17 protein-coding genes and 1 pseudogene are annotated in these 22,411 nt (G+C 70.9%); 7 read left to right on the forward strand and 11 right to left on the reverse strand.

Annotated elements, in window-relative coordinates; genetic code table 11:
- Positions 1 to 4: 4 nt before the first annotated feature.
- The 5 genes from AC1UKG_RS04000 to deoC are packed head-to-tail and all read right to left on the reverse strand — an operon-like array spanning position 5 to position 4,680.
- Positions 5 to 910 (reverse strand): M56 family metallopeptidase, encoded by a 906-nt coding sequence (locus AC1UKG_RS04000; protein WP_018741967.1) that lies wholly within the window; start codon positions 908 to 910, stop codon positions 5 to 7.
- 10 nt (positions 911 to 920) lie between these two features.
- The gene (locus AC1UKG_RS04005) at positions 921 to 1,391 is read right to left on the reverse strand and encodes a BlaI/MecI/CopY family transcriptional regulator (protein WP_018741968.1); all 471 of its coding nucleotides are present in this window, start codon (positions 1,389 to 1,391) and stop codon (positions 921 to 923) included.
- 31 nt (positions 1,392 to 1,422) lie between these two features.
- Complete coding sequence (locus AC1UKG_RS04010) at positions 1,423 to 2,262, reverse strand: aldehyde dehydrogenase family protein (RefSeq protein ID WP_018741969.1); 840 nt, start codon at positions 2,260 to 2,262, stop codon at positions 1,423 to 1,425.
- Positions 2,255 to 3,685 carry an aldehyde dehydrogenase family protein gene (locus AC1UKG_RS04015; RefSeq protein WP_018741970.1) on the reverse strand — a complete coding sequence of 477 codons (1,431 nt, stop codon included), beginning with the start codon at positions 3,683 to 3,685 and terminating at the stop codon, positions 2,255 to 2,257. The genes AC1UKG_RS04010 and AC1UKG_RS04015 overlap by 8 nt, the downstream gene beginning before the upstream one ends.
- A 5-nt stretch (positions 3,686 to 3,690) precedes the next feature.
- A complete protein-coding gene (deoC, locus tag AC1UKG_RS04020) occupies positions 3,691 to 4,680 on the reverse strand; it encodes a deoxyribose-phosphate aldolase (RefSeq protein ID WP_026271446.1) in 990 nt (329 codons plus the stop codon).
- 122 nt (positions 4,681 to 4,802) lie between these two features.
- Between deoC and upp the strand changes: the two genes are divergently transcribed.
- The gene (gene upp, locus AC1UKG_RS04025; RefSeq protein ID WP_018741972.1) at positions 4,803 to 5,435 is read left to right on the forward strand and encodes a uracil phosphoribosyltransferase; all 633 of its coding nucleotides are present in this window, start codon (positions 4,803 to 4,805) and stop codon (positions 5,433 to 5,435) included.
- Between the two features lie 304 nt (positions 5,436 to 5,739).
- Here upp and AC1UKG_RS04030 read toward each other — a convergent pair whose 3' ends face one another.
- Entirely contained in the window at positions 5,740 to 7,431 is a 1,692-nt protein-coding gene (locus tag AC1UKG_RS04030) for a phospho-sugar mutase (RefSeq protein WP_482641838.1), read from the reverse strand.
- A 47-nt stretch (positions 7,432 to 7,478) separates the two neighbouring features.
- The gene (locus tag AC1UKG_RS04035) at positions 7,479 to 9,458 is read right to left on the reverse strand and encodes a serine/threonine-protein kinase (RefSeq protein WP_026325059.1); all 1,980 of its coding nucleotides are present in this window, start codon (positions 9,456 to 9,458) and stop codon (positions 7,479 to 7,481) included.
- 204 nt (positions 9,459 to 9,662) lie between these two features.
- On the opposite strand from AC1UKG_RS04035, the gene AC1UKG_RS04040 reads away from it, so the two are divergent.
- Positions 9,663 to 11,246: an acyl-CoA mutase large subunit family protein gene (locus tag AC1UKG_RS04040; RefSeq protein WP_482641837.1), complete on the forward strand. Its 1,584-nt coding sequence runs from the start codon at positions 9,663 to 9,665 to the stop codon at positions 11,244 to 11,246.
- Between the two features lie 555 nt (positions 11,247 to 11,801).
- Positions 11,802 to 13,061 carry an amidohydrolase gene (locus AC1UKG_RS04045; protein WP_018741977.1) on the forward strand — a complete coding sequence of 420 codons (1,260 nt, stop codon included), beginning with the start codon at positions 11,802 to 11,804 and terminating at the stop codon, positions 13,059 to 13,061.
- 16 nt (positions 13,062 to 13,077) lie between these two features.
- On the opposite strand, the pseudogene AC1UKG_RS04050 reads toward AC1UKG_RS04045, so the two are convergent.
- Positions 13,078 to 13,311 (reverse strand): annotated as a pseudogene (locus tag AC1UKG_RS04050) (DUF4349 domain-containing protein); the annotation flags it as partial.
- A gap of 84 nt (positions 13,312 to 13,395) precedes the next feature.
- Here AC1UKG_RS04050 and AC1UKG_RS04055 point away from each other — a divergent pair.
- Positions 13,396 to 14,025, forward strand: coding sequence for an MBL fold metallo-hydrolase (locus AC1UKG_RS04055; protein ID WP_482641836.1), 630 nt, complete (start codon positions 13,396 to 13,398; stop codon positions 14,023 to 14,025).
- A 5-nt stretch (positions 14,026 to 14,030) separates the two neighbouring features.
- Positions 14,031 to 14,963 carry a hypothetical protein gene (locus AC1UKG_RS04060; protein ID WP_018741980.1) on the forward strand — a complete coding sequence of 311 codons (933 nt, stop codon included), beginning with the start codon at positions 14,031 to 14,033 and terminating at the stop codon, positions 14,961 to 14,963.
- An 86-nt stretch (positions 14,964 to 15,049) separates the two neighbouring features.
- On the opposite strand, the gene AC1UKG_RS04065 is transcribed toward AC1UKG_RS04060, so the two are convergent.
- A complete protein-coding gene (locus AC1UKG_RS04065; protein ID WP_018737796.1) occupies positions 15,050 to 15,505 on the reverse strand; it encodes a gamma-glutamylcyclotransferase in 456 nt (151 codons plus the stop codon).
- A 106-nt stretch (positions 15,506 to 15,611) separates the two neighbouring features.
- Between AC1UKG_RS04065 and AC1UKG_RS04070 the strand changes: the two genes are divergently transcribed.
- Complete coding sequence (locus tag AC1UKG_RS04070; RefSeq protein ID WP_018741982.1) at positions 15,612 to 17,015, forward strand: NAD(P)H-quinone dehydrogenase; 1,404 nt, start codon at positions 15,612 to 15,614, stop codon at positions 17,013 to 17,015.
- A gap of 290 nt (positions 17,016 to 17,305) precedes the next feature.
- The gene (thrS, locus tag AC1UKG_RS04075) at positions 17,306 to 18,523 is read left to right on the forward strand and encodes a threonine--tRNA ligase (protein WP_482641835.1); all 1,218 of its coding nucleotides are present in this window, start codon (positions 17,306 to 17,308) and stop codon (positions 18,521 to 18,523) included.
- Positions 18,524 to 18,632: 109 nt separating this feature from the next.
- On the opposite strand, the gene AC1UKG_RS04080 is transcribed toward thrS, so the two are convergent.
- Together AC1UKG_RS04080 and AC1UKG_RS04085 are read right to left on the reverse strand one after the other, a co-directional pair.
- The gene (locus AC1UKG_RS04080; RefSeq protein WP_482641834.1) at positions 18,633 to 20,651 is read right to left on the reverse strand and encodes an ABC transporter ATP-binding protein; all 2,019 of its coding nucleotides are present in this window, start codon (positions 20,649 to 20,651) and stop codon (positions 18,633 to 18,635) included.
- The gene (locus tag AC1UKG_RS04085) at positions 20,648 to 22,381 is read right to left on the reverse strand and encodes an ABC transporter ATP-binding protein (protein WP_482641833.1); all 1,734 of its coding nucleotides are present in this window, start codon (positions 22,379 to 22,381) and stop codon (positions 20,648 to 20,650) included. The genes AC1UKG_RS04080 and AC1UKG_RS04085 overlap by 4 nt, the downstream gene beginning before the upstream one ends.
- Positions 22,382 to 22,411 lie beyond the last annotated feature (30 nt).

Below are 22,411 nucleotides of genomic sequence, written 5' to 3' on the forward strand. Positions count from 1 at the left end.
GCCATCAACTCAGGAACAGCGAGATCGGCAGGGCAACCAGCGTGGCCGTCACCGTCAGCGCGGTGGCGGCCAGCAGCCGGGGCGGGCGCCCCGACTCCAGTAACCGGTGGACCCGGAGCTCGAGATCGTCGTTGCCGATGCCCAGGGTGCCGGCCGGAGCCAGCCGGTCACCAGCGGCGGCGAACCGGCGCAGCGCGCCCGCCAGGGGTGCCTCGGCGTGCCGCTCCCGGGCCTTGTCATCCGCGCGCATCTCGACGAGCAGGGCGACTCGCTCGTGTGCGTCCCGTACCCAGCGGAGCCAGGGCAGCACCCGGCGGAGCGCGGTGAACGGCAACAGGACGAGATCGTGCCGTTCCTGGGCGTGGGCCCGCTCGTGGGTGAGCACGGCCGCCAGTTCGGCCCGGTCCAGCAGGTCGAGGGTGCCGGCACTAACGACGACCCGAGGCCGTACTCCGGGCAGGCAGTACGCGGCCGCACTCGGATGGTCGAGCACCAGGGCACCGGGCACCGTCGGATCCTGCCGGGCGACCAGCGTGAGCAGATCCCGGTGGCGGCGTTGGGCCCGCACTGCGCTGTGCAGGCTGCGGAGGGTGGTGGTGAACAGCACCACGCCGATACCGCAGCCGAGACCGACGAGCCCGAGCTGAGGCGCGGTCACCCCGGCCGGCCATGCGCCGCGCCGCAGCTCTCCGGCGAGGGCCCAGAGGGCGCTGCCGGTCGGCAGGTCGTAGGCGGCCAGGCCGAGGGCCATCGGGAGACCCATCGCCGCCAGGCCAACCGCCAGGCCGACCGCCTGCCAGCAGAGAATGGCCACCCGCGGGCTGCGCCAGGTCCAGGTCGAACGGGCCAACACCTGCGCGGTGAGCCAGCAGGCCAGCACCGTGAGCCCGAAATGCAGCGCGTAGGTCATTCGGGCCGCCCTAGTGCTCCGGCGTCTTGGTAGCCGGTGTGACCGGGCCCGTCGGTGTGGTGCGGGCCGCCGGTGTGGCGGGGCTGGCCGGTGCGCTGGGCTCGCCCGCCGCGCTGGGCTCGCCCGCCGCGCTCAACGCGGCGCGCAGCACCTCCGCCTCGGTGCCGGTCACCGACCGGGCGAAGCGCACCAGGGCGGCGTCTCGGCTGCCGCCGAGGTCCAGCGCGTCGAGCATGAGTTGGGCGATGTGCGCCTCTCGGCTCGCGGCGGCCCGGTACCGCCAGGCCCGCCCCTCGCGTTCCCGCCGCACCATGCCCTTGCCGGCGAGCCGGTCCAGCACGGTCAGCACGGTGGTGTAGGCCAGCTCGCGCCCGGCGAGGGCGTCCACGACCTCCCGCACCATAAGCCCGTCTGATCTGCTGGGGAGTAGGTCCCACAGCACATCCATCACTGCGCGTTCGAGCTCGCCGAGCCGGGTCACCCCGCTATCCTACCCTGCGTAGTAGTGTCCGCTACCCGCCCTTGGGGTGCCAGACCGTCTTCGTCTCCAGCAGTGCCGTCATCCGGGCCAGGCCGGGATCGGCATACCAGTCGTGGTTGGCCGGGACTGGGCGTAGCACCCGCTTGAGGTTCTCCGCCGCCTTGACCTCCAGACTCGTCGCCAGCTCGGCGTCGGCCACGCCCGCCAGGTCGAGGGCGTTGACATCCCGGTGACCCGCCAGCGACGGGACCGTCTCCTGGAGCCGACCGGTCAGGATGTTGACCACCCCGGCGGGCAGGTCGGCGGTGGCCAGCACCTCGGCCAGGGTCACCGCGGCGAGGGGGTCGGTGGGCGAGGCCGCCACGACCACCGTGTTTCCGCTCACGATCGCCGGGGCGATCACACTGACCAGGCCGAGTAGCGCTGGCGCCGCGGGGGCCACCACGGCCACCACGCCGGTCGGCTCCGGCGTCGACAGGTTGAGGTACGGGCCAGCGACCGGGTTCACGCCGCCCCGCACCTGGGGCAGTTTGTCGGACCAGCCGGCGTACCAGACCCAACGGTCGGTCGCGGCGTCCACCTCGTCGCCAGGGATGCCCAGGGCCACGAACTGCTCGCGCCGGCCTTCCAACATCTCGGCGGCGCGGTAGAGGATCTGACCCCGGTTGTACGCGGTCGCGCCGGCCCACCCCGAACCGGCGGCCCGGGCCGCCACGACCGCGTTTCGTGCGTCCTTGCGCGAGGCGAGCGCCACGTTGGCCGTGCTGTTCCCACCTGACTGCACGAGATACGACCGTCCCGACTCGCTGCGCGGGAACTTCCCGCCGATGTAGAGCTTGTACGTCTTTCGTACCGCGACCCGCTCAGACATTCAGGTACGCCTCCAGCCCGTGCCGGCCGCCCTCGCGACCGTAGCCCGACTCCTGGTAACCGCCGAACGGCGAGGTGGGGTCGAATTTGTTGAAGGTGTTGGCCCAGACCACGCCGGCGCGAAGCCGGTCGGCAAGCCACAGCATCCGGGAGCCCTTCTCCGTCCACACGCCGGCGGAGAGCCCGTACGGAGTGTTGTTGGCCTTCTCGACAGCCTCCGCTGCGGTGCGGAAGGTCAGCACGGACAGCACCGGGCCGAAGATCTCCTCGCGGGCGATCCGGTGGGCCTGGGTGACACCGGTGAAGATGGTGGGCGCGAACCAGAAGCCCCGCTCGGGAAGCTCGCCCGGGGGCGACCAGCGTTGCGCGCCCTCGGCCGTGCCGGCGTCGGCGAGCGCGCTGATCCGGGCCAACTGCGCCGCCGAGTTGATCGCCCCGATGTCGGTGTTCTTGTCCAGCGGGTCACCGACGCGCAGCTGGGCCATCCGCCGTTTGAGCGACGCCAGCACCTGGTCGGCGACCGACTCCTGCAGCAGCAGGCGGGAGCCGGCGCAACAGACGTGCCCCTGGTTGAAGAAGATGCCGTTGACGATGCCCTCAACCGCCTGGTCCACCGGGGCGTCGTCGAAGACGATGTTGGCGGCCTTACCGCCCAGCTCCAGGGTCAGCCTCGTGTCGGTGCCGGCGACGGCGCGGGCGATGGCCTTGCCCACCTCGGTGGAGCCGGTGAAGGCGACCTTGTCCACGTCGTGGTGCTCGACCAGGGCCCGGCCGGTCTCACCCGCGCCCGTGACGATGTTCACCACTCCGGCGGGGAGGTCGGCCTGTTGGCAGATCTCGGCGAAGAGCAGCGCGGTTAGCGAGGTCGTCTCCGCGGGTTTGAGCACCACGGTGTTTCCGGTGGCCAGCGCCGGGGCGATCTTCCACGCCAGCATGAGCAGGGGGAAGTTCCACGGGATGATCTGCGCGGCCACCCCGAGCGGCCGCGGGCCGGGCCCGAACCCCGCGTGGTCGAGCTTGTCCGCCCAGCCGGCGTAGTAGAAGAAGTGGGCAGCGACCAGCGGTAGGTCAACGTCCCGGGACTCCCTGATCGGTTTGCCGTTGTCCAGCGACTCCAGCACCGCCAGCTCGCGGGAACGCTCCTGGATGAGGCGGGCGATCCGGAACAGGTACTTGGCCCGGTCTCGGCCCGGCATCGGGCCCCAAACCCGGTCGTACGCGGATCGCGCGGCGCGCACCGCGCGGTCGACGTCGCCGACGCCGCCCGCGGCGACTTCGGCGAGGACCTCCTCGGAGGCGGGGTTGATCGACGTGAAGCTGTCGCCGTCGGTCGGATCGACGAACTCGCCGCCGACGAAGAGCCCGTACGCGGGCTGGAGCCGTACCACCGAGCGTGACTCGGGGGCGGGGGCGTATTCGAACATCGCGCTCAGTCCCGGGTGAAGTAGTCGGGACCGGCGTAGTCGCCGGTCGTCAGCTTGGTGCGCTGCATCAGCAGGTCGTTGAGGAGGCTGGAGGCGCCGAACCGGAACCAGTCCGGGTCCAGCCAGTCCGTGCCGACCGTCTCGTTGACCAGCACGAGGTATGTGATGGCGTCTTTGGTGGTCTTGATGCCGCCGGCCGGCTTCACGCCGACCTGCCGTCCGGTCGCGGCACGGAAGTCCCGGACCGCTTCCAGCATCACCAGCGTCACCGGCGGGGTGGCTGCCGCCGGGAGCTTGCCGGTGGAGGTCTTGATGAAGTCGGCGCCGGCCAGCATGGCGAGCCAGGACGCGCGGCGGACGTTGTCGTAGGTGGCGAGCTCCCCGGTTTCCAGGATCACCTTGAGGTGGGCCGGTCCGCAGGCCTCCCGGATGGCCACGATCTCGTCGTAGACCTCCTGGTAACGGCCGGTCAGGAAGGCGCCCCGGTTGATCACCATGTCGATCTCGTCGGCGCCGGCTGCGACCGCTGCCCGGGTGTCGGCGAGTTTGACCTCCAGCGGCGCCTGGCCGGAGGGGAAGGCGGTCGCCACGCTGGCCAGGTGCACCACGCCGGCCCCGGCCGGTCCTGCCCCGCCGGCGGGCCCACGTAGCACCTCGGCCACATACGGGACCATCGACGGGTAGACGCAGACGGCGCCGACGTGCGGACAGGACGGGTCGGCGGGGTCGGGGCGCAGGGCCTTGGCGGCGAGTGCCCGAACTTTGCCGGGGGTGTCGGCCCCCTCCAGGGTGGTCAGGTCGACCATCCGGATTGCCAGATCGATCGCCCAGGCCTTCGCCGTGGCCTTGATCGAACGGGTGCCGAGCTGCGCCGCCCGCTGCTCGGCACCGACCTGGTCCACGCCCGGCAGGCCGTGGAGGAACGCCCGGAGGGCGGTCTCGGATCGTCCCAGCTCGGTAAGGTCCGACCGGGCCGACATCGCTGTCGCCGTCATGGTCTGGAGTCTACGCCGGAGCTCCAGGCTGTGATCTTGGCCATGGTCATGGTGTGTACCCGCGCCGCCGGTCCGGCCACACCCAGGGTGCCCAGGACCGAGGGCGGGTAGGTTGAGCGACCGTGGAAGTACATGTCATTGACCACCCGCTCGCCCAGGCGCGGCTGACCGCGATGCGCGACGCCCGGACCGACTCGGCCTCGTTCCGCGCCGCGCTGCACGAACTCACCACCATGCTGGTGTACGAGGCGGCCCGCTCCTTCCCCGTCGAGCGCTACCCGGTGCAAACCCCGGTCACCGGAACCCAGGGCACCCGCCTCGCCAATCCACCGCTGCTGGTGCCGGTGCTGCGGGCCGGCCTCGGCATGGCCGACGCCGCGCTGGGCCTGTTACCGGAGTCGTCGATGGGCTTCGTCGGCCTGGCCCGGGACGAGGAGACCTTCGAGCCCCGCGCGTACATGGAGTCGCTCCCGCCCGACCTCGCCGGACTGCCGGTGCTGGTGCTCGACCCGATGCTCGCCACCGGTGGCTCGTTGGAGCACTGTTGCCGGTTGCTCGCCGATCGGGGATGCACCGAGATCACTGTGCTCTGCGTGCTCGCCGCGCCGGTCGGAATTGACCGGTTGCACCACTCCGGCCTGCCCCTGCGTCTGGTGACGGCCGCAATCGATGAGGGTCTCAACGACCACCGGTTCATCGTTCCCGGCCTGGGCGACGCCGGTGACCGGCAGTTCGGCGGTATGCCCCGCTTCTGACTGACCGCTCCACGGCCGGTGTTGCTGCTGTCGGGTTGCTGGGCATGGTCCGGTGTTCTGCTGCCGAGCTGCCCCGCGCCTGCGTCCATCGTTGGTGCGGGGCAGTCCGCTGCTGCTGAGGGGCATCGGGCCGCGGCGCCCCATCTGTGCGGGCAGCTCGACAGCGTGGAATTCCGGAGTATGCCGATCTGTCGGCTGCCCCCAGCATCCTCGGTCGACTGGGACATGCTCGGGCGGCCGCCCCAGAATGCCCCGGTCGGCCGCCCCAACATCCTCGGCGGTGCTGCTTCGGAACGGACCCGCCCTACACGCCCAAGCTGGCGGCGACCTCAGCGCGCAACTCGGCGACGGCAGCGGCGGCGCGGCGGCGGGCCGCGGCGATATCACCCGCCACGACCGGCTGCACCACCTCCAGGTACGCCTTGAGCTTCGGTTCGGTGCCGGATGGTCGGATCACCACCCGGGCGGTGGCGCCGCGCAGGATCACCACGTCGGCCTCTGGGAGCAGGTCCCGAGATTCGATGATCGGCTCTCCGCGCAGCGTGTTCGGGGTCGTGGCGCGGATCCGGGCCATCGCGTCCGTGATCACCTGTAGGTCGTCCACCCGTATTGATAGCTGGTCGGTGTGGTGCACGCCGAACTCGGCCGCCAACTCGTCCAGCCGGTCGGCGAGGCCACGGCCCTCCGCCTTGAGCCCAGCGGCGAGCTCGGCGATGGTCAACGCTGCGGTGACGCCGTCCTTGTCCCGAACATGGTCGGGGGCGACGCAGTAGCCCAGCGCCTCCTCGTAGCCGAAGACCAGCGGGGAGGACCCCCCACCGGCCCGGACAATCCACTTGAACCCGGTAAGGGTCTCGTCATATGGCAGGTCGCGGGCGGTGCACATGGCGCGTAGCAGCGCCGACGACACGATGGTGGTCGCGTAGAGACCGGCTCGGCCGCGTCGCATCAGATGGTCGGCGAGGAGCGCCCCCACCTCGTCACCCCGGAGCATGCGCCAGTGCGTGGCGTCTCGGTCCGCCGCGGAGTCGGCCGACTCCCGGATCACCACCGCGCAGCGGTCCGCGTCCGGGTCGTTGGCGATCGCGAGGTCCGCGCCGGTCGCGTTGGCCAGGGCGATGAGCCGGTCAACGGCACCGGGCTCCTCCGGGTTGGGGAAGGCGACCGTGGGGAACTTCGGGTCGGGCTCAGCCTGGTCCGCCACGAGCTGCGGGGTGGGGAAGCCGGCGTGGGTGAACGCTGTGGTGAGCACCGCTGCGCCGACTCCGTGCAACGGTGTGTACGCCACCTTCAGGTCGCGTGGTCCGCCTGGTGCGATCACCGCGACGGCCTGCTGCACGTACGACTCCACCAGGGTGTCGTCGAGGAGCTGTCCCGGTGGGCCCAGCGGTACGGCAGCCAGCGGGCCGACCGCGCGGATGGCGGACTCGATCTCGGCGTCCGCCGGCGGCACGATCTGCGCCCCTGCTCCCAGTTCACCGCCGAGCTGGGCGCCCAGGTAGACCTTGTAGCCGTTGTCCTGGGGCGGGTTGTGGCTGGCCGTCACCATCACTCCGGCGACCGCCTCGTGCTGGCGTACCGCATGGGCCAGCACCGGCGTTGGCAGCGGGCGGGGGAGCAGCAGGGCCGGGCGGCCGGCGCCGGTGGCGACCTGCGCGGTCCGTTCCGCGAAGGCGCGGGAGCCGGTCCGGGCGTCGTACCCGATCACCAGCGGACCGGCGCCGCCTCTTGCGGTCAGCCAGGCGACCAGCCCGGCGGCGGCCTGCGTGACCACCGCGAGATTCATTCCGTTCGGGCCGGCGCGCAACGGGCCGCGTAGGCCCGCGGTGCCGAAGGTCAGCGGGCCGGCGAAGCGGTCCGCCAGCTCCGGGGCGCTGGCCGGAAACCGGTCGAGCACCGCCTGTAGCTCGGCGCGGCTGGCCGGGTCCGGATCGTCGTCGAGCCAACGTTGGGCCTGTTCACGAAGGTCATTGAGGTGGTGGTGATCCGCCGACATGCCTCTTGATAGCACGTCGGCGGATCACCGCGTCGGCGCGCCCAGCCTCAGCTGGCCGCGGTCAGCTGGAAAGATTTGACCATCTCGTCGAAGATCGGTCGACTCTCCTCGAAGCGGGCGTCGGTGGCGGTTAGGTAGAACGAGTACGACTGGCCCTCGTGGGCGACGCCACGCCAGATGCCGTGCCGCATCTCCGCGCCCTCGCCACAGGTGTATTCGAACTCGGCCGCCGGCTTGCCGGCCAGCTCCGTCTCGACGTCCAGGGCGATCTGACGGTACGGCTTCACACAGGAGGTGGAGCGGGTCTGCAGCCCCTCCTCGGCGACCTCTGCCCAGCGTGCTGAGGTGTTGGTCCACTTCTCGGTGATGACGCGGACCCGACGGCCATTGTCCTCCGGGTCGACGTAGTCGGTGTACAGCCCGCCGACCTTCTCTTCCCAACCCTTCGGCACCAGGACCCGCACCCCCCGCGCCGAGTGCTCCACCAGCTCGGGGAGTTCGACGTCGGGAGCGGTCGACGTCGGGGCCGCCTGTGGGGCCACCGGGGTCTCCGAGTCGTCTGCGCCGGTGAGGGCGAGGACGCCGACGAGGAGCACCACGGCCAGCCCGCCCGCGGCGGCGAGTTGGACCTTGCCCGGCCAACCCTTCACCCGGCGAACGAGTTGGTCGCCGGTGGCCCGCGCCCGGCCGGCGAGACCGCCGGCTGGTGCCGGTGTCGGCGACTGCGGTGTGCTGGTCCACGCCTGACCGGTACCCGGAACCGACCACTGGGCGCCGCCCGCGGTGGGAGCGGCCGGGCCCGGGTAGCCGCCGATGCGCTGGGTGGCATCCCCGCCGTAGGTGCGGCTCGGCGCCGGCATCGCCCCGGTCGGTGTGTTCAACGGACCGGCGAGCCCGTCGGCGCTGGTGTTCTCCAGGATGGCGGGGGTGGCCCGGGACTCCACCGCGGGACGCTCACCCCGGCGCAGCGCGGCCAGTCGGTCGGTGAGTGATTCGCCGGCCGCGAGCATCGCTCGCCCGCCGATCGCGCCGCTCGGCTTCGGCTGGGCTGGTGGGGCCGGCTGAGCCGGCTGCGGGATCGCGGCTGGTTGCTGCTGGACCGGCACCACCGAGTACGGGTCGGTCACCGAGTGCACCGCGGCTGCGGTGCTGGTCAGCGGGCCGGCGAGTAATTCGCGAAGCATGGCGCGGGCGGTGTGTACCGGCAGCCGGCGGTCTGGGTCCTTCTCCAACAGCCCCATCAGCACCGGCACCAGCGGGCCACTGCGCTGGGGCGGGGCCGGCGGGTCTTCGACGACCGCATGCATCGTCTCGATCGGATCGCCCCGGTCGAAGGGCGGGCGTCCCTCGACGGCCGTATAGAGGGTTACCCCGAGGGAGAACAGGTCGCTGGGCGGCCCGAAGTCCTGGCCCATCGCCCGTTCGGGGGAGATGAAGTGTGGGGAGCCGAGCACCATGCCGGGCGTGGTGAGTTGCACGTCGGTGGGCATCCGGGCCACGCCGAAGTCGGTCAGCACGCAACGGCCGTCCGCACAGATCAGCACGTTGGCCGGCTTGACATCACGGTGCAGTACACCGATCGCGTGCGCCACCTCCAGCGCGCCGAGCAGCGAGACGCCAATCTTGGCTACCACCCGCTGGGCTAACGGTCCGTCTTCGATCACCATGTCCGCGAGGCTGCGGGAGTCGAGTAGCTCCATCACGATCCACGGCCGGCCACCCTCGGTGACCACGTCGTAAACCTGGACGACGGCGGGGTGTTGGATCGCTGCTGCGGCACGGGCCTCGCGCAGGGTGCGTTCGTACATGGCGTCGCGGTCTGAGGGGGCCAGCCCCTGGGGGAGGACGACCTCCTTGACGGCCACGTCTCGGCGCAGGAGCGTGTCTGCGGCACGCCAGACCGTGCCCATGCCGCCGTTGCCCACTGTCGAGCGCAATGAGTAGCGCCCGCCGATGATGGTGTCGGGTGTTGCGCGGTCGCTGGGAGGACTGACAGGTCCGCCGCTCCACGTCGGGATCTGAGTCACTGAAGAGCCACCGGGGATTTCGAGGGGGGCTGGGACACAACCCCCCTATCTTGCTGGGTCGGACGCCGGTTGCGAAAGCCGACGCGGCGGACATCCGGCAAAGTCGACGATGCGTGTCCGACCGGGCACGCCGGGTTGGCCCGGGCGGGTTCGTGTGCCCAATCCCTCATCCGGTGCCGGAGCAGGGCGTCTTACCATCCGGTAATGAGCGAACGGCGGTCAAGCGAGTCCGGTTTCCCGATTCAGGGCGTCTACACGGCGGCCGACCTCCCGGAGGACCTGGACTCCCGGCTGGGCAACCCGGGGGAGTACCCGTACACCCGCGGGGTCTACCCCACCATGTACACGGCGCGCCCCTGGACGATGCGCCAGTATGCCGGCTTCGGTACCGCCGCGGAGTCCAACGCGCGCTACCACCAGCTGCTTCGGGCGGGCACGATGGGGCTCTCCGTCGCCTTTGACCTGCCCACCCAGATGGGGTACGACTCGGACGAGCCGATCGCGCACGGTGAGGTCGGCAAGGTCGGTGTCGCCATCGACTCCATCGAGGACATGCGGGTGCTCTTCGGCGGCATCCCACTGGACAAGGTCTCCACGTCGATGACGATCAACGCGCCGGGTTCAGTGCTGCTCCTGCTCTACCAGTTGGTCGCCGAGGAGAACGGCGTGCCCGGGGCGGCGTTGAACGGCACGATCCAGAATGACATTCTCAAGGAGTACATCGCCCGCGGGACATACATTTTCCCGCCGAAGCCCTCGCTGCGCCTGGTCGCGGACACCTTTGCCTACTGTCGCACCGAGGTGCCGAAGTGGAACACCATCTCCATCTCCGGTTACCACATGGCCGAGGCAGGCGCCTCACCCGTTCAGGAGATCGCCTTCACCCTGGCCAACGGGATCGAGTACGTGCGCGCGGCGATCGCCGCCGGGCTCGCGGTGGATGACTTCGCGCCGCGGCTGTCGTTCTTCTTCGTCGCCCGGACGACGCTGTTGGAGGAGGTGGCGAAGTTCCGTGCCGCCCGGCGAATCTGGGCGCGGCTGATGCGGGACGAGTTCGGGGCGAAGAATCCGAAGTCGATGATGCTCCGCTTCCACACCCAGACCGCCGGCGTGCAGCTCACCGCCCAGCAACCGGAGGTCAACCTGGTCCGGGTGGCGGTGCAGGGGCTCGGCGCCGTACTCGGCGGAACGCAGTCGCTGCACACGAACAGCTTCGACGAGGCGATCGCGTTGCCGACGGAGAAGGCCGCCCGGCTCGCGCTGCGGACGCAGCAGGTGCTCGCCTACGAGACGGACCTGACCGGCACCGTGGACCCGTTCGCCGGCTCGTACGTGGTGGAGGCGATGACGGCCGAGATCGAGTCCGCGGCGGAGGGGCTGATGCAGCGGGTCTTCGCGCACGGTTCGGCGGTTGAGGCGATCGAGGTCGGGTTCCAGAAGCGGGAGATCGAGCAGTCGGCGTACCAGATCGCGCAGCAGATCGACTCCGGTGAGCGGGTCGTGGTGGGCCTCAACCGGTTCGCGGTGGACGAGGAGGAGCCGTACGAGCCGTTGCGGGTGGACCCGGCGATCGAGGTCGCGCAGGCCGAGCGGCTGGCGAAGCTGCGGGCCGAGCGGGACTCCGGCGCGGTGGAGCGCGCTCGGGCGCAGCTGCGGGTCGCTGCCGAGGGGGGCGGTAACGTGCTCTACCCGATGAAGGAGGCGCTGCGGGCCCGCGCCACGGTTGGCGAAGTCTGCGGCACGCTGCGTGAGGTCTGGGGGATGTACCGCCCCGCTGACCGTTTCTGACCCGTCCCGCTCCCCGCGTCGCTGGCGGGCGCCGCTCGTTGTCGGCGCTGCCCGCTGCCCGCTGCCCGCTGCCCGCTGCCCGCTGCCCGCTGCCCGCTGCCGCTGCCGGTGGCGGTGGCGGTGGCGGTTTCGGTGCGTAGCGGGCGGCATCCGTGGGTAGCCCGTTCGAGTGCGGTAAACGCACACCGTGTGTGGTCGGTTGCCGGGTGAACGTGTGACCGTCTGCGGGCCCGGTCGCGAGTGTGGTTACTAGTTGTCGGAGTGTCCGTTAACAGAACGGACTAAATGCCACAATTCGGATGACGGTCTCGAGTGTGGGGGAAATTTTCCACACTCGTGAATCGGTTACGCGTTGTAGGAGGTGTGGGGCAGATGGCAGCGTTCAACCGCGATCTACCTGCTGTCCCGCCGATGAACGAGCGCCTCGAGCAGGGCGTACGTGACGCAGAGCGGCCCGATCGCTACCAGAACGAGGTTGCGCAGAGTCACCGTCGGAGGTCTAGGCTGTCGGCGGTTCCGGAAGATTCATCCATTTCTAGTGATCGAGAATTCGACGTGACGAGTGCGTTGACGCTGCCGAGTAATGGCCAGCTGGCGTCGTCCTGGACGGAGGCGCCCGCCGGCTCCCAGCCCCTACCCCTCGACCTGGACCAGTTCCTTGCGCTCCGGGTTTCGGGCCTGATCGCCACCCGTCGGCGGATCCACTCGCATCCGGAGCTCTCCGGCGAGGAGTTCGAAACCGCCGCTCTGATCGCCCGGGAGCTGACCCGGGCCGGGTTGCGACCCCGGCTGCTCCCCAAGGGCAACGGAGTCATCTGTGACATCGACGGCCGGCCAGACGGTCCCGTGATCGCGTTCCGGGCCGACATCGACGCGTTGCCGTTGACCGACAGCAAGGACGTGCCCTTCCGCTCCACCGTTGACGGGGTCTGTCACGCCTGCGGCCACGACGTGCACACCGCGGTCATGCTCGGCTTGGGGATGCTCCTCGCCCGCCTCGCCGAAGCGGGTGAGCTGCCGGGCCGGGTGCGCCTGATCTTCCAACCGGCCGAGGAGATCCTGCCCTGTGGGTCGCTCGAGGTGATCGAGGCCGGCGGTCTCGACGAGGTGGTGCAGATCTTCGCGTTGCACTGTGACCCGAACCTGCCGGTCGGTGAGGTCGGCCTCCGGGTTGGTCCGATCACCGCTGCCGCCGACAACGTCAGCGTTCGGTTGACCGGTCCCGGTGGGCACACTGCCCGCCCGCACCTCACCGTCGACCTGGTTGACGCCCTCGGTCGGCTGATCACCGAGGTGCCGGCCCTGGTCGCCCGGCGGGTGCCGGCCAACAGCGGACTACTGCTGGTGTTCGGCCACGCCTCGGCCGGCACCCGTTACAACGTCATCCCGTCGGAGGCCTGCGCCTCCGGGACGCTGCGCGTGATGGATCGGGACACCTGGGCGATGGCCCCAGAGGTCGTCGCCCAGGTGGTCCAGGACGTGATCGCCCCCACCGGCGCCACCGTGGACCTGGACTATCAGCGTGGTCGACCGCCGGTCAGCAACGACTCCCAGGCCATCCAGGTCCTCGCCGCCGCCACCGCCGCAGCGCTCGGGCCGGCCGGGATCGCGGAGACCCCGCAGAGCATGGGGGGTGAGGACTTCTCCTGGTACCTGGAGTACGTCCCCGGTGCCCTGGCCCGACTCGGTGTCGGCCGCTCCGGCCCGAACGTTGACCTTCACCGTGCGTCGTTCGACCCGGACGAGCGGGCCATCCCGGTCGGCGTTCGGCTCATGGTGCAGACCGCGCTCCAGGCGCTTGCGGCGGCGCAGTAACCACACCAATGCGCCCCGCGTCTGGGTCGAGCACCGCCTCGGTGACGTCCTCGGTGGAGGTCTCCTGTCGCTGCCGGGTGCCGAGTTCGGCGACCCGCTGCACCGCCGTGTTGAACGTCGCGGCCGGCACCCGGAGCGTCAGCTCGGCGGTGGCGTTCCCGGCCGCACTGCGTCGCTGGTCACTACCGACGAAATCGCCGGCCGTGGTGGTCAGGGCGATCGCTTCGCGGGCGGCCCGGACGGCAGGGACGATCGGTCAGTCGGGACGCGATGCGGCGTCCCTTCGGGCAGACTGCGCTGAGGAGGTCACGATTCGATTCTCGAGGAGTCACGAATGCGGCTGACCAAGTACACGCACTCCTGCATCCGGGTGGAGGACGAAGGCGGGGTGCTGGTCGTGGACCCCGGCGTCTACAGCGAGCGCGTCGCGCTGGACGGGGTGGACGCGGTGCTGATCACCCACGAGCACCCGGACCACGTGGACGTGGCAGCCCTGACCGAGCAGCACGATCGGGGGCCGTTCGTCCTGTACGGGCCGCCGTCGCTGGCGGCCGCGCTGGCTGGCCTGGCCGCCGCGTTCGTTCCGGTCGAGGCGGGCGCGGAGTTCACCGCCGCCGGCGTCCCGGTCCGCGTCTACGGCGGTGAGCACGCGGTGATCCACCCCGACCTTCCGCAGGTGGAGAACCTGGCGTACCTGATCGACGACGTGGTCTACCACCCCGGTGACTCCTTCGTCGTGCCGCAGGACGTGCCGGTCGACACCCTGTTCCTGCCGATCCACGCGCCCTGGGCGAAGTTCTCCGAGTCGCTGGACTTCCTCCGTTCCGTCGCGCCCCGCCGGGCGTACGCGCTGCATGACGGGTTGCTCAACGATCGCGGCCTGGACGTGCTCAACAACAATTTCGCCCGCCTCTCCGACGTGGACTACCGGCGGCTCGTACCGGGCACTCTGGTGGACGCCTGAGTGGCATGTCTGGTCCGTCCCGGGAGCTGCTGCGGCAGCTCTATCGCACGCCTCCCGACCGGTTTGTGGCCGCCCGGGACCAGGCGGTGGCCGAGGCGCGGCGGGCCGGCGACGCATCTGCCGCGCGGGAGATTGCCCGGCTTCGTCGCCCCACGGTCGCGGCTTGGTTGGTGAACCTGCTCGCGTTGGAGCGACCGGAGCTCGTCGCCAACCTGGGTCAGCTCGCGGAGTCACTCCGGTCGGCCCAGCGCGAGCTTCGCGGCGCGCAACTGCGGGAGCTCTCCACCCAACGGCGGGCCGTGGTCGGCGCGTTGCTCGCGGAGGTTCGCAGCCTGGCGACCGCGGTGCCCGGTGCCCCGTCGCCGGGCAAGCTTCCACTCGGTGCGGTGGAGTCGACCCTCAACGCCGCGCTCTCCGACGTCGAGGTCGCCGAGCAGGTGCGCTCCGGCCGGCTGCTCCGGGCCGCCAGCTACGCCGGCTTTGGCGAGGTGCCCCGACCACAGCTGCGTCTGGTCACCGAGGAACCAATGCCGCCGTCCCGGGCGCCGGGTAGCGACCGGTCAGCACCCCGTGCCCGGCAGGCGGAGCGGGCCGCCCGTGCCGAGCGGGAACGGCGACGCCGGGTGTTGGAGAGGGAGTTGGCGAAGGCGCGTACCGATCAGGAACGGGCCGAGGTGGAGCTGGCCGGTGCCGCGGAGGCCGAGCGGGGCGGGGTGGACGGCCTCGCGGCGATCGAGGCGGAACTCGCTGAGCTGGAGCGGCGACGGGCTGTTGCCGAAGAGGAGCTGAGCCGGGCTAGGTCGGCGCGGCGGGCAGCTGAACGGGCGGTCACCGTCGCGCGGCGCCGGACCGGCGAGGTTGAGGCCGCGGTCGAAGCGTTCGTCGAGGAGGAGGAGGCTGACCCGAGCGGGGGCGCCGACACCCAGATGTGTGATTGACGACGCACGGCGGGGCCGGCTCGTTGCCCCATCGGGGGCGATAGCAGACTGGGATCGTGCGACATGCCCCGACAGACTGCTGGCCGTCAGGCCGACGCGGTGCCGGTGGGGCGGGAGCGCAGCCCCGTGACGTAGTCGTCCGGCGCGCCCGCCTTCTCGGCGGCGTTGGCGATTTCCGAGAGGTACCACGAGGTCGGCAGGCCGCCCTCGTAACCGTCGAAGACATAGATCCATGCCGTCACGTCGCCGGTCAGGGCCGACACCCGCAGGTGAAGTTTTCGGTAGGTGTCGGAGGTCACGCCCTCGATCTCGTCGAGCTGCGCCGCGTCGAACGGGTGGATGTCGTAGAGCGCCACGAAGACGCGGTCTCCGGGCGACTCCACCACGGTGCTGACCGCGCCCTCCCAGCCGATCACGCCTTCACCGGCGAACGTGAGCCGCCAGCCTTCGAGCCAGCCGGTGCCCACCATCGGCGAATGCGGACAGTAGGCGCGCATCCGGGCAGGGTCGAGGTTTGAGCCGTAGGCGGCGTAATGACGCACAACGATGACGATAGCCCGGTCGGCGGGTGGGGGAGAATACGACGGTGCGTGTCGGATGCGTTCGGGAGAAGAAAGTCACCGTGAGCATGGACGGAGAGTGAGCGCTGTGAGCCGGATCGTGATCATCGGTGGGGGGCCGGCCGGTTACGAGGCGGCGTTGGTCGCCGCCCAACTGGACGCCGATGTCACCGTGGTCGAGGCAGACGGTGCCGGCGGTGCCTGCGTGCTGTCCGACTGTGTGCCGTCGAAGACCTTCATCGCCAGCTCGCAGCTGGTGACGGGGTACCGGGACACGGAGGAGTTCGGGGTCCACTCGGACGGGCTGGAGGCGGTCACCGTTGACGCCCCGGCGGTCCACGCGCGGGTCAGGCGGCTCGCGCTCGCGCAGTCCGCCGACATCCACGCCAAGTTGGTCAAGGCCGGGGTGACGTTCGTGGCGGGCAGCGCCCGGCTCGGTGAGGACACGCTCGGTCACAACCACCGGGTGATCGTCACACCGGCGGACGGCGGCGCGGAGTACCGGATCGATGCCACCACCGTCCTGATCGCCACCGGCGCGACCCCGCGTCAACTCCCCACCGCTGTCCCGGACGGCGAGCGCATCCTCACCTGGCGGCAGGTGTACGACCTCCCCGAGTTGCCCCGGCACCTGGTCGTGGTCGGCTCCGGCGTCACCGGCGCCGAGTTCGCCAGCGCCTACCTGGCGATGGGGATTGAGGTCACCCTCGTCTCCAGCCGGGACCGGGTGATGCCGCACGAGGACGCCGACGCGGCGATGGCGATCGAGCGGGTGTTTCGCAGCCGGGGGATGAGCATCCTGAACAACTCCCGGGCCAACGCCGTCAGCCGGACCACTGACGGCGTCGAGGTCGAGCTCTCCGACGGGCGCCGGGTGCACGGTTCACACGCGCTGATCGCGGTGGGCTCCATTCCCAACACCGCCGACCTGGGGCTGGCCGAGTACGGCGTCGAGTTGGCCCGGGGTGGGTACGTCGCGGTCGACCGGGTGTCCCGGACCAACGTGCCCGGAATCTACGCCGCTGGGGACTGCACCGGGATGCTGCCGCTGGCCAGCGTTGCCGCGATGCAGGGCCGGATCGCGATGTGGCACGCGCTCGGCGAGGCGGTTCGGCCCCTGCGCCTGCGGACGGTCGCGGCGAACGTCTTCACCGACCCGGAGCTGGCCACGGTCGGCGTCTCCCAGGATGAGGTGGACGCGGGGAAGGTGCCGGCCCGGCAGGTCATGCTGCCGCTCGCCGGCAACGCCCGGGCGAAGATGGACGAGGTCCCCGACGGCTTCGTCAAACTCTTCTGCCGGCCCGCCAGCGGCCAGGTGATCGGTGGCGTGGTGGTCGCCCCGAAGGCCAGCGAGCTGATCCTGCCGATCACGATGGCGGTGGAGAACCATCTGACGGTCAACGAGCTGGCGCAGACCATCACCATCTACCCCTCGCTCTCCGGCTCCGTCACCGAGGCCGCGCGGCAGTTGATGCTGCACGAGCCGGAGTGACCACGCCAGAACTCGCGGGGCTTGCCTCCCGAGACCACCAGCCCCGACTCGCAAGGGTCGGGGCTTGCGGCGGTCGCGATCGGAGGTGGGTGAAATTCGGGTGTGGGCTCGGGGTTGCTCGCCGTAGCCTCGCCCCATGCATGCTGCGGTAGGGAACACGACGCCGGGGAACCCCGGCATACCGCACTGACTTCACCGTCAACGAGGCCCCGGGGCGAACCGCCCCGGGGCCTCGGTTGCGTTCCGGGTACCGATCGCTTCGCCGGCCGTACCCGAACCAGGAGCGCGACATGATCGACCACCGTAGGCTCGGCCGGGAGCTGGGCCTGTTCACCTCCGACCCGCTCGCCGGCGCGGGGCTGCCGCTCTGGCTGCCGGCCGGGGCGGCGGCCCGGCACGCCGTCGAGGAGTACCTTCGGGATCTTGAACGCCAGGCCGGCTACCAGCACGTTGTCACCCCGCCCCTCGGTCGGCGGGAACTCTTCGAACGCTCCGGGCATCTGGGCCACTTCGCCGAGGAGATGTTTCCACCGATGCGGCTGTCGGCCGACGATGAGCTCCTGCTCCGCCCGGCGCTCTGCCCGCACCACGCGTTGGTCTACCGGTGCCGGGGACGATCCTGGCGGGACCTGCCGCTGCGGATCGCCGAGCTGGGCGGGATGTACCGGGCCGAGCGCTCCGGTGTGCTGGGCGGGCTGGCCCGGGTACGGACGATCTCGCTCAACGACGCCCACAACTTCTGCACCCTGCAGCAGGTCGGGGCGGAGGTGGCGGAGATCCTTCGGCTGATCCGCACGGCACACGCCGCCCTCGGCGTACGGCCGGCGGGGTTCCGGCTGTCGCTCCGGGGCCCGGGTCAGCGCTACGTCGGCGCGGAGGACGACTGGGCGTGGGCCGAGGAGTTGCTCCGCGCCGCGCTCGACGGGGTGGGGTACACCGAGGATGTCGGTGCGGCGGCCTTCTATGGACCAAAGATCGACATCCAGGTGGCGGACGCCGCCGGTCGAGAGTGGACGCTGTCCACCATCCAACTCGACTTCGACAAGCCGGAGCGGTTCGCTCTGTCGTACGTCGACTCCGGTGGTGCCCGGCGCCGGCCGGTGCTGGTGCACCGCAGCCTCGTCGGGAGCATGGAGCGGCTGTTCAGCTACCTGATCGAGGTGCACGAGGGGGCGTTCCCCGTCTGGTACGCGCCGGTTCAGCTGGTGGTCCTGCCGGTCGCGGCCGAGCAGGACGGCGCGGCTGACGAGTTCGTTGCCGCGGCGCGGGCGGCCAGACTGCGGGTCGAGGTGGACCGGAGCGGCTCGCTGGGCGGGCGGATCCGCGACGCGGCGCAGGCCCGAATCCCGTATGCCGCGGTGGTGGGCCCGCGGGAGGCCGCCGCCGGACGGGTGTCGCTGCGGCTGCGGGACGGCCAGCACCTGGCCCCGCTGCCCGCCGCCGAGGCCCTCGCGCTGGTTGCCCGGGTCGTCGCGACCCGCTCGCCGGAGCTCCTCCCGCCGGGCTGAGCGGCACGCCGAGGAACCGCCGGCAACCCGGCTGATCTGGGTTGCCGGCGGTTCCTCGGCTTTCGTACGGGAGGCGATCTTCCGCGGTCCCCCGGTGTCCCTGCGCCGGCTACGGAGCTGAGCTCGGCTCGGACTCGGCCGGCTGGCCCTGGGTGAACTGGGAGCGGTGCAGGCCGGCGTACGGGCCGTCGGCCGCGAGCAGTTCGTCGTGGGTGCCCTGTTCGACGATCCGCCCGTCCACCATCATCAGGATCAGGTCGGCGTCGCGGATGGTGGAGAGTCGGTGTGCGATCACGAAGCTGGTGCGGTCGGAGCGCAGTGCCGCCATCGCCCGTTGGAGCAGCACCTCGGTCCGGGTGTCCACGGAGCTGGTGGCCTCGTCGAGGATCAGTAGCGACGGCTCGGCGAGGAAGGCGCGGGCGATGGTGATGAGCTGCCGTTCGCCAGCGCTGATATTGCTCCCCTCCTCGTCGATCACGGTGTCGTAGCCCTCGGGCAGGCTGCGTACGAAGCGGTCCACGAAGGTCGCCCGGGCCGCCGCCAGGATCTCCTCCTCGGTGGCGTCGGGTCGACCGTAGGCGATGTTCTCCCGGATCGTGCCGGTGAACAGCCAGGTGTCCTGGAGCACCATGCCGATGCGAGAGCGCAGGTCGTCCCGGCGCAGCCCGGTGATGTCCACCCCGTCGAGGGTGATCCGACCCGCGTTCAGCTCGTAGAAGCGCAGCACCAGGTTGACCAGGGTGGTCTTGCCGGCCCCGGTCGGCCCGACGATCGCCACCGTCTGGCCGGGCTCGGCGGTCAGTGACAGGTCCTCGATCAACGGCTCGTCCGGCGTGTACCGGAAGGTGACGTGCGCAAACGTGACCCGCCCGCGGGGTGCGGTCAGTTGGGCCGGGGCGGCCGGTTCCGGAGCCTGCTCCTCGGCGTCGAGCACCGCGAAGACCCGCTCGGCAGAGGCGACCCCGGACTGGAGCAGGTTCATCATCGCGGCGAGCTGGGTGAGCGGCTGGGTGAACTGGCGGGAGTACTGGATGAAGGCCTGCACGTCGCCGAGGGTCATCGTGCCGGATGCCACCCGGAGCCCGCCGACCACGGCGATCGCCACGTAGCTCAGGTTTCCGATGAACATCATCGCCGGCATGATGATTCCGGAGATGAACTGTGCCCCGAAGCTGGCCTGGAACAGCTCCTCGTTCTTGGCCGCGAAGGAGGTTTGCACCGCCCGCTGCCGGCCGAAGACCTTGACCAGCTCGTGGCCGGTGAAGGCCTCCTCGATCTGGCCGTTGAGCTCGGCGGTGTGCGTCCACTGGGCGACGAACCGCGGCTGGGACCGCTTCGCGATCTGCTGGGTGACGAGGACCGACAGGGGCACCGCCACCAGTGCGATCAGGGCCAACAGCGGCGAGATCCAGAACATCATGGCGAGCACCCCGACCACGGTGAGCAGCGCGGTGAGCAGTTGGCTCAGGGTCTGCTGCAGGCTGACCGAGATGTTGTCGATGTCGTTGGTGACCCGGCTGAGCAGCTCACCCCGGGGCTGTCGGTCGAAGTAGGGCAGAGGCAGTCGGTTCAGCTTGGCCGCCACGTCTTCGCGCAGCCGGTGCACCGTCCGCTGCACGATCCCGGTGAGCAGCCAGCCCTGCCCCCAGAGGAGCAGGGAGGCCGCGACAGCGAGGGCGAGCGCCAGCAGCAGCACCCGGACCAACGCGGCCGAGTCGATCCCGGTGCCGGGAACCACGCCCATCCGGGTGATGATGTCGGCGAAGCTGTCGTTGCCCGCCGCGCGGGCCGCCGCGGCGGCGGCCTCCGTCGTCGTGCCGGGTTCGAGCTGTCTCCCCAGTACCCCGGCGAAGATCAGGTCAGTGGCGTGGCCGAGCACCCTCGGCCCGACCACGTTCAGGCCGACACCGAGCACCGTCAGGGCGATCACCCCGATCAGGGGGAGGCGGTGCGGGCGTAGCCGTCCGAGGAGGCGCCGCGCCGACGGCCCGAAGGACATCGACCGTTCGGCGGGCATGCCGGCCCCCGGCCAGGACGCTCCGCTGCCGCGTGGGCCGCCGTTTGGTAGCCGCTGGGGCGTGGGCTCCTCCCCGGGTGGGTTCTTCTTCGGTACGACTGGAGCGCTCACGCCGTCACTCCGGTGCTCTGCTGAGATGCGACGATCTCCGCGTACGTGGGGCAGGTCGTCAGTAACTCGGCGTGCCGGCCGATCCCCACGACACCCCCGTCCTCCAGCACCACGATCCGGTCGGCGTCTGCCACGGTGGCGACCCGCTGCGCCACGACCACCACCGCCGCGTCGGCGGTGACCGGGCGCAGCGCCGCCCGTAGCCGCGTGTCGGTGCCGAGGTCAAGGGCGGAGAAGGAGTCGTCGAAGAGGTAGATCTCTGGTCGGCGGACCAGCGCCCGGGCGATGGCCAGCCGCTGCCGTTGCCCGCCGGAGAGGTTGGTGCCCCCCTGCGCTACGGGCCCGTCCAGCCCGTCCGGCAGCGCGGCGACGAAGTCGCGGGCCTGCGCCACCTCCAGCGCCGCCCAGAGCTCGGCCTCGGTCGCGGCCGGGTTGCCGTGCCGCAGGTTGGTGGCGATCGTGCCGGTGAACAGGTACGGGCGCTGGGGCACCAGGCCGATCCGCTGCCACAGCGCCTCCGGTGCGAGATCCCGGACGTTGACCCCGTCCACCAGCACCGCACCGGAGGTGACGTCGATCAGTCGTGGGATCAGGGCGAGCAGGGTGCTCTTGCCGGCGCCGGTGCTGCCGATGATCGCGGTGGTCGTGCCCGGGGTCACCCGGAACGACACGTCCCGCAGCACCGGTTCGGCCGCACCGGGGTACTGGAACCGCACCCGGCGCAGCTCCACCTCGGCCCGGGCCGGCGGTGCGGTGACCGGCTCCGGTGGGGGCGGGACCGAGGTCTCGGTCGCCAGCACCTCGCTGACCCGCTCGGCGCAGACCGCCGCTCTCGGCACCATCATCAGCATGAACGTGGCCATCATGACCGCCATCAGGATCTGCATCAGGTACTGGAGGAAGGCGGTGAGGGAGCCGACCTCGATGGCGCCGGCGTCCACCCGTTCGGCACCGAACCAGAGCACCGCGACGCTGGAGACGCTGAGGACCAGCATCACGATCGGGAAGATCAGTGCGGCCAGTCGGCCGGTCTGCAGGGCGGTCGCGGTCAGGTCGGTGTTGGCGGCGGCGAAGCGCCGGGTCTCGTCCGGTTCCCGGACGAACGCCCGTACCACACGGATGCCACTGATCTGCTCGCGGAGGATCCGGTTGACGGTGTCGATGCGGGTCTGCATGAGTCGGAACCCGGGCACCATCCGGCGGATCACCTGGCCCAGACCGAGCGCCAGGACGGGGACGCAGACCAGCAGCAACCAGGAGAGCCCGAGGTCCTCGCGCAGCGCCATCACCACCCCGCCAACGCTCATGATCGGCGCCGCGACCAGCATCGTGCAGCTCATCAGCACCATCATCTGCACCTGCTGCACGTCGTTGGTGTTGCGAGTGATCAGGGATGGTGCGCCGAAGTGGGCGACCTCCCGGGCGGAGAAGGTGTTGACGTGGGCGAAGAGCGCCGCCCGGACATCCCGGCCGTACGCCATCGCGGTGCGGGCGCCGAGGTAGACGGCGGCAACCGAGCAGACGATCTGGACCAGGCTGACGGCGAGCATCCAGCCCCCGGCGCGGAGGATGAAGCCGGTGTCGCCGCGGGCCACTCCACGGTCGATGATGTCGGCGTTGAGGCTCGGCAGGTACAGCGAGGCGATGGTGCCGACGAACTGGAGGGCGACCACGGCCGCCAGGGGGCGGTGGTAGGGGCGTAGGTAGGTGCGGAGCAGTTGGATCAGCACGCCGGCTCTCCGTGGGGCTCGCCTCGGTCG

It is taken from the genome of Salinispora sp. CH2A1_6 (assembly GCF_056820975.1).

Coding starts and splice junctions, on each gene's coding strand:
- AC1UKG_RS04060 (WP_018741980.1), top strand. CDS start 14,031: ATGTCTGGTCCGTCCCGGGAGCTGCTGCGGCAGCTCTATCGCACGCCT.
- AC1UKG_RS04055 (WP_482641836.1), top strand. CDS start 13,396: ATGCGGCTGACCAAGTACACGCACTCCTGCATCCGGGTGGAGGACGAA.
- deoC (WP_026271446.1), bottom strand. CDS start 4,680: ATGACGGCGACAGCGATGTCGGCCCGGTCGGACCTTACCGAGCTGGGA.
- AC1UKG_RS04015 (WP_018741970.1), bottom strand. CDS start 3,685: ATGTTCGAATACGCCCCCGCCCCCGAGTCACGCTCGGTGGTACGGCTC.
- AC1UKG_RS04040 (WP_482641837.1), top strand. CDS start 9,663: ATGAGCGAACGGCGGTCAAGCGAGTCCGGTTTCCCGATTCAGGGCGTC.
- AC1UKG_RS04000 (WP_018741967.1), bottom strand. CDS start 910: ATGACCTACGCGCTGCATTTCGGGCTCACGGTGCTGGCCTGCTGGCTC.
- thrS (WP_482641835.1), top strand. CDS start 17,306: ATGATCGACCACCGTAGGCTCGGCCGGGAGCTGGGCCTGTTCACCTCC.
- AC1UKG_RS04030 (WP_482641838.1), bottom strand. CDS start 7,431: ATGTCGGCGGATCACCACCACCTCAATGACCTTCGTGAACAGGCCCAA.
- AC1UKG_RS04010 (WP_018741969.1), bottom strand. CDS start 2,262: ATGTCTGAGCGGGTCGCGGTACGAAAGACGTACAAGCTCTACATCGGC.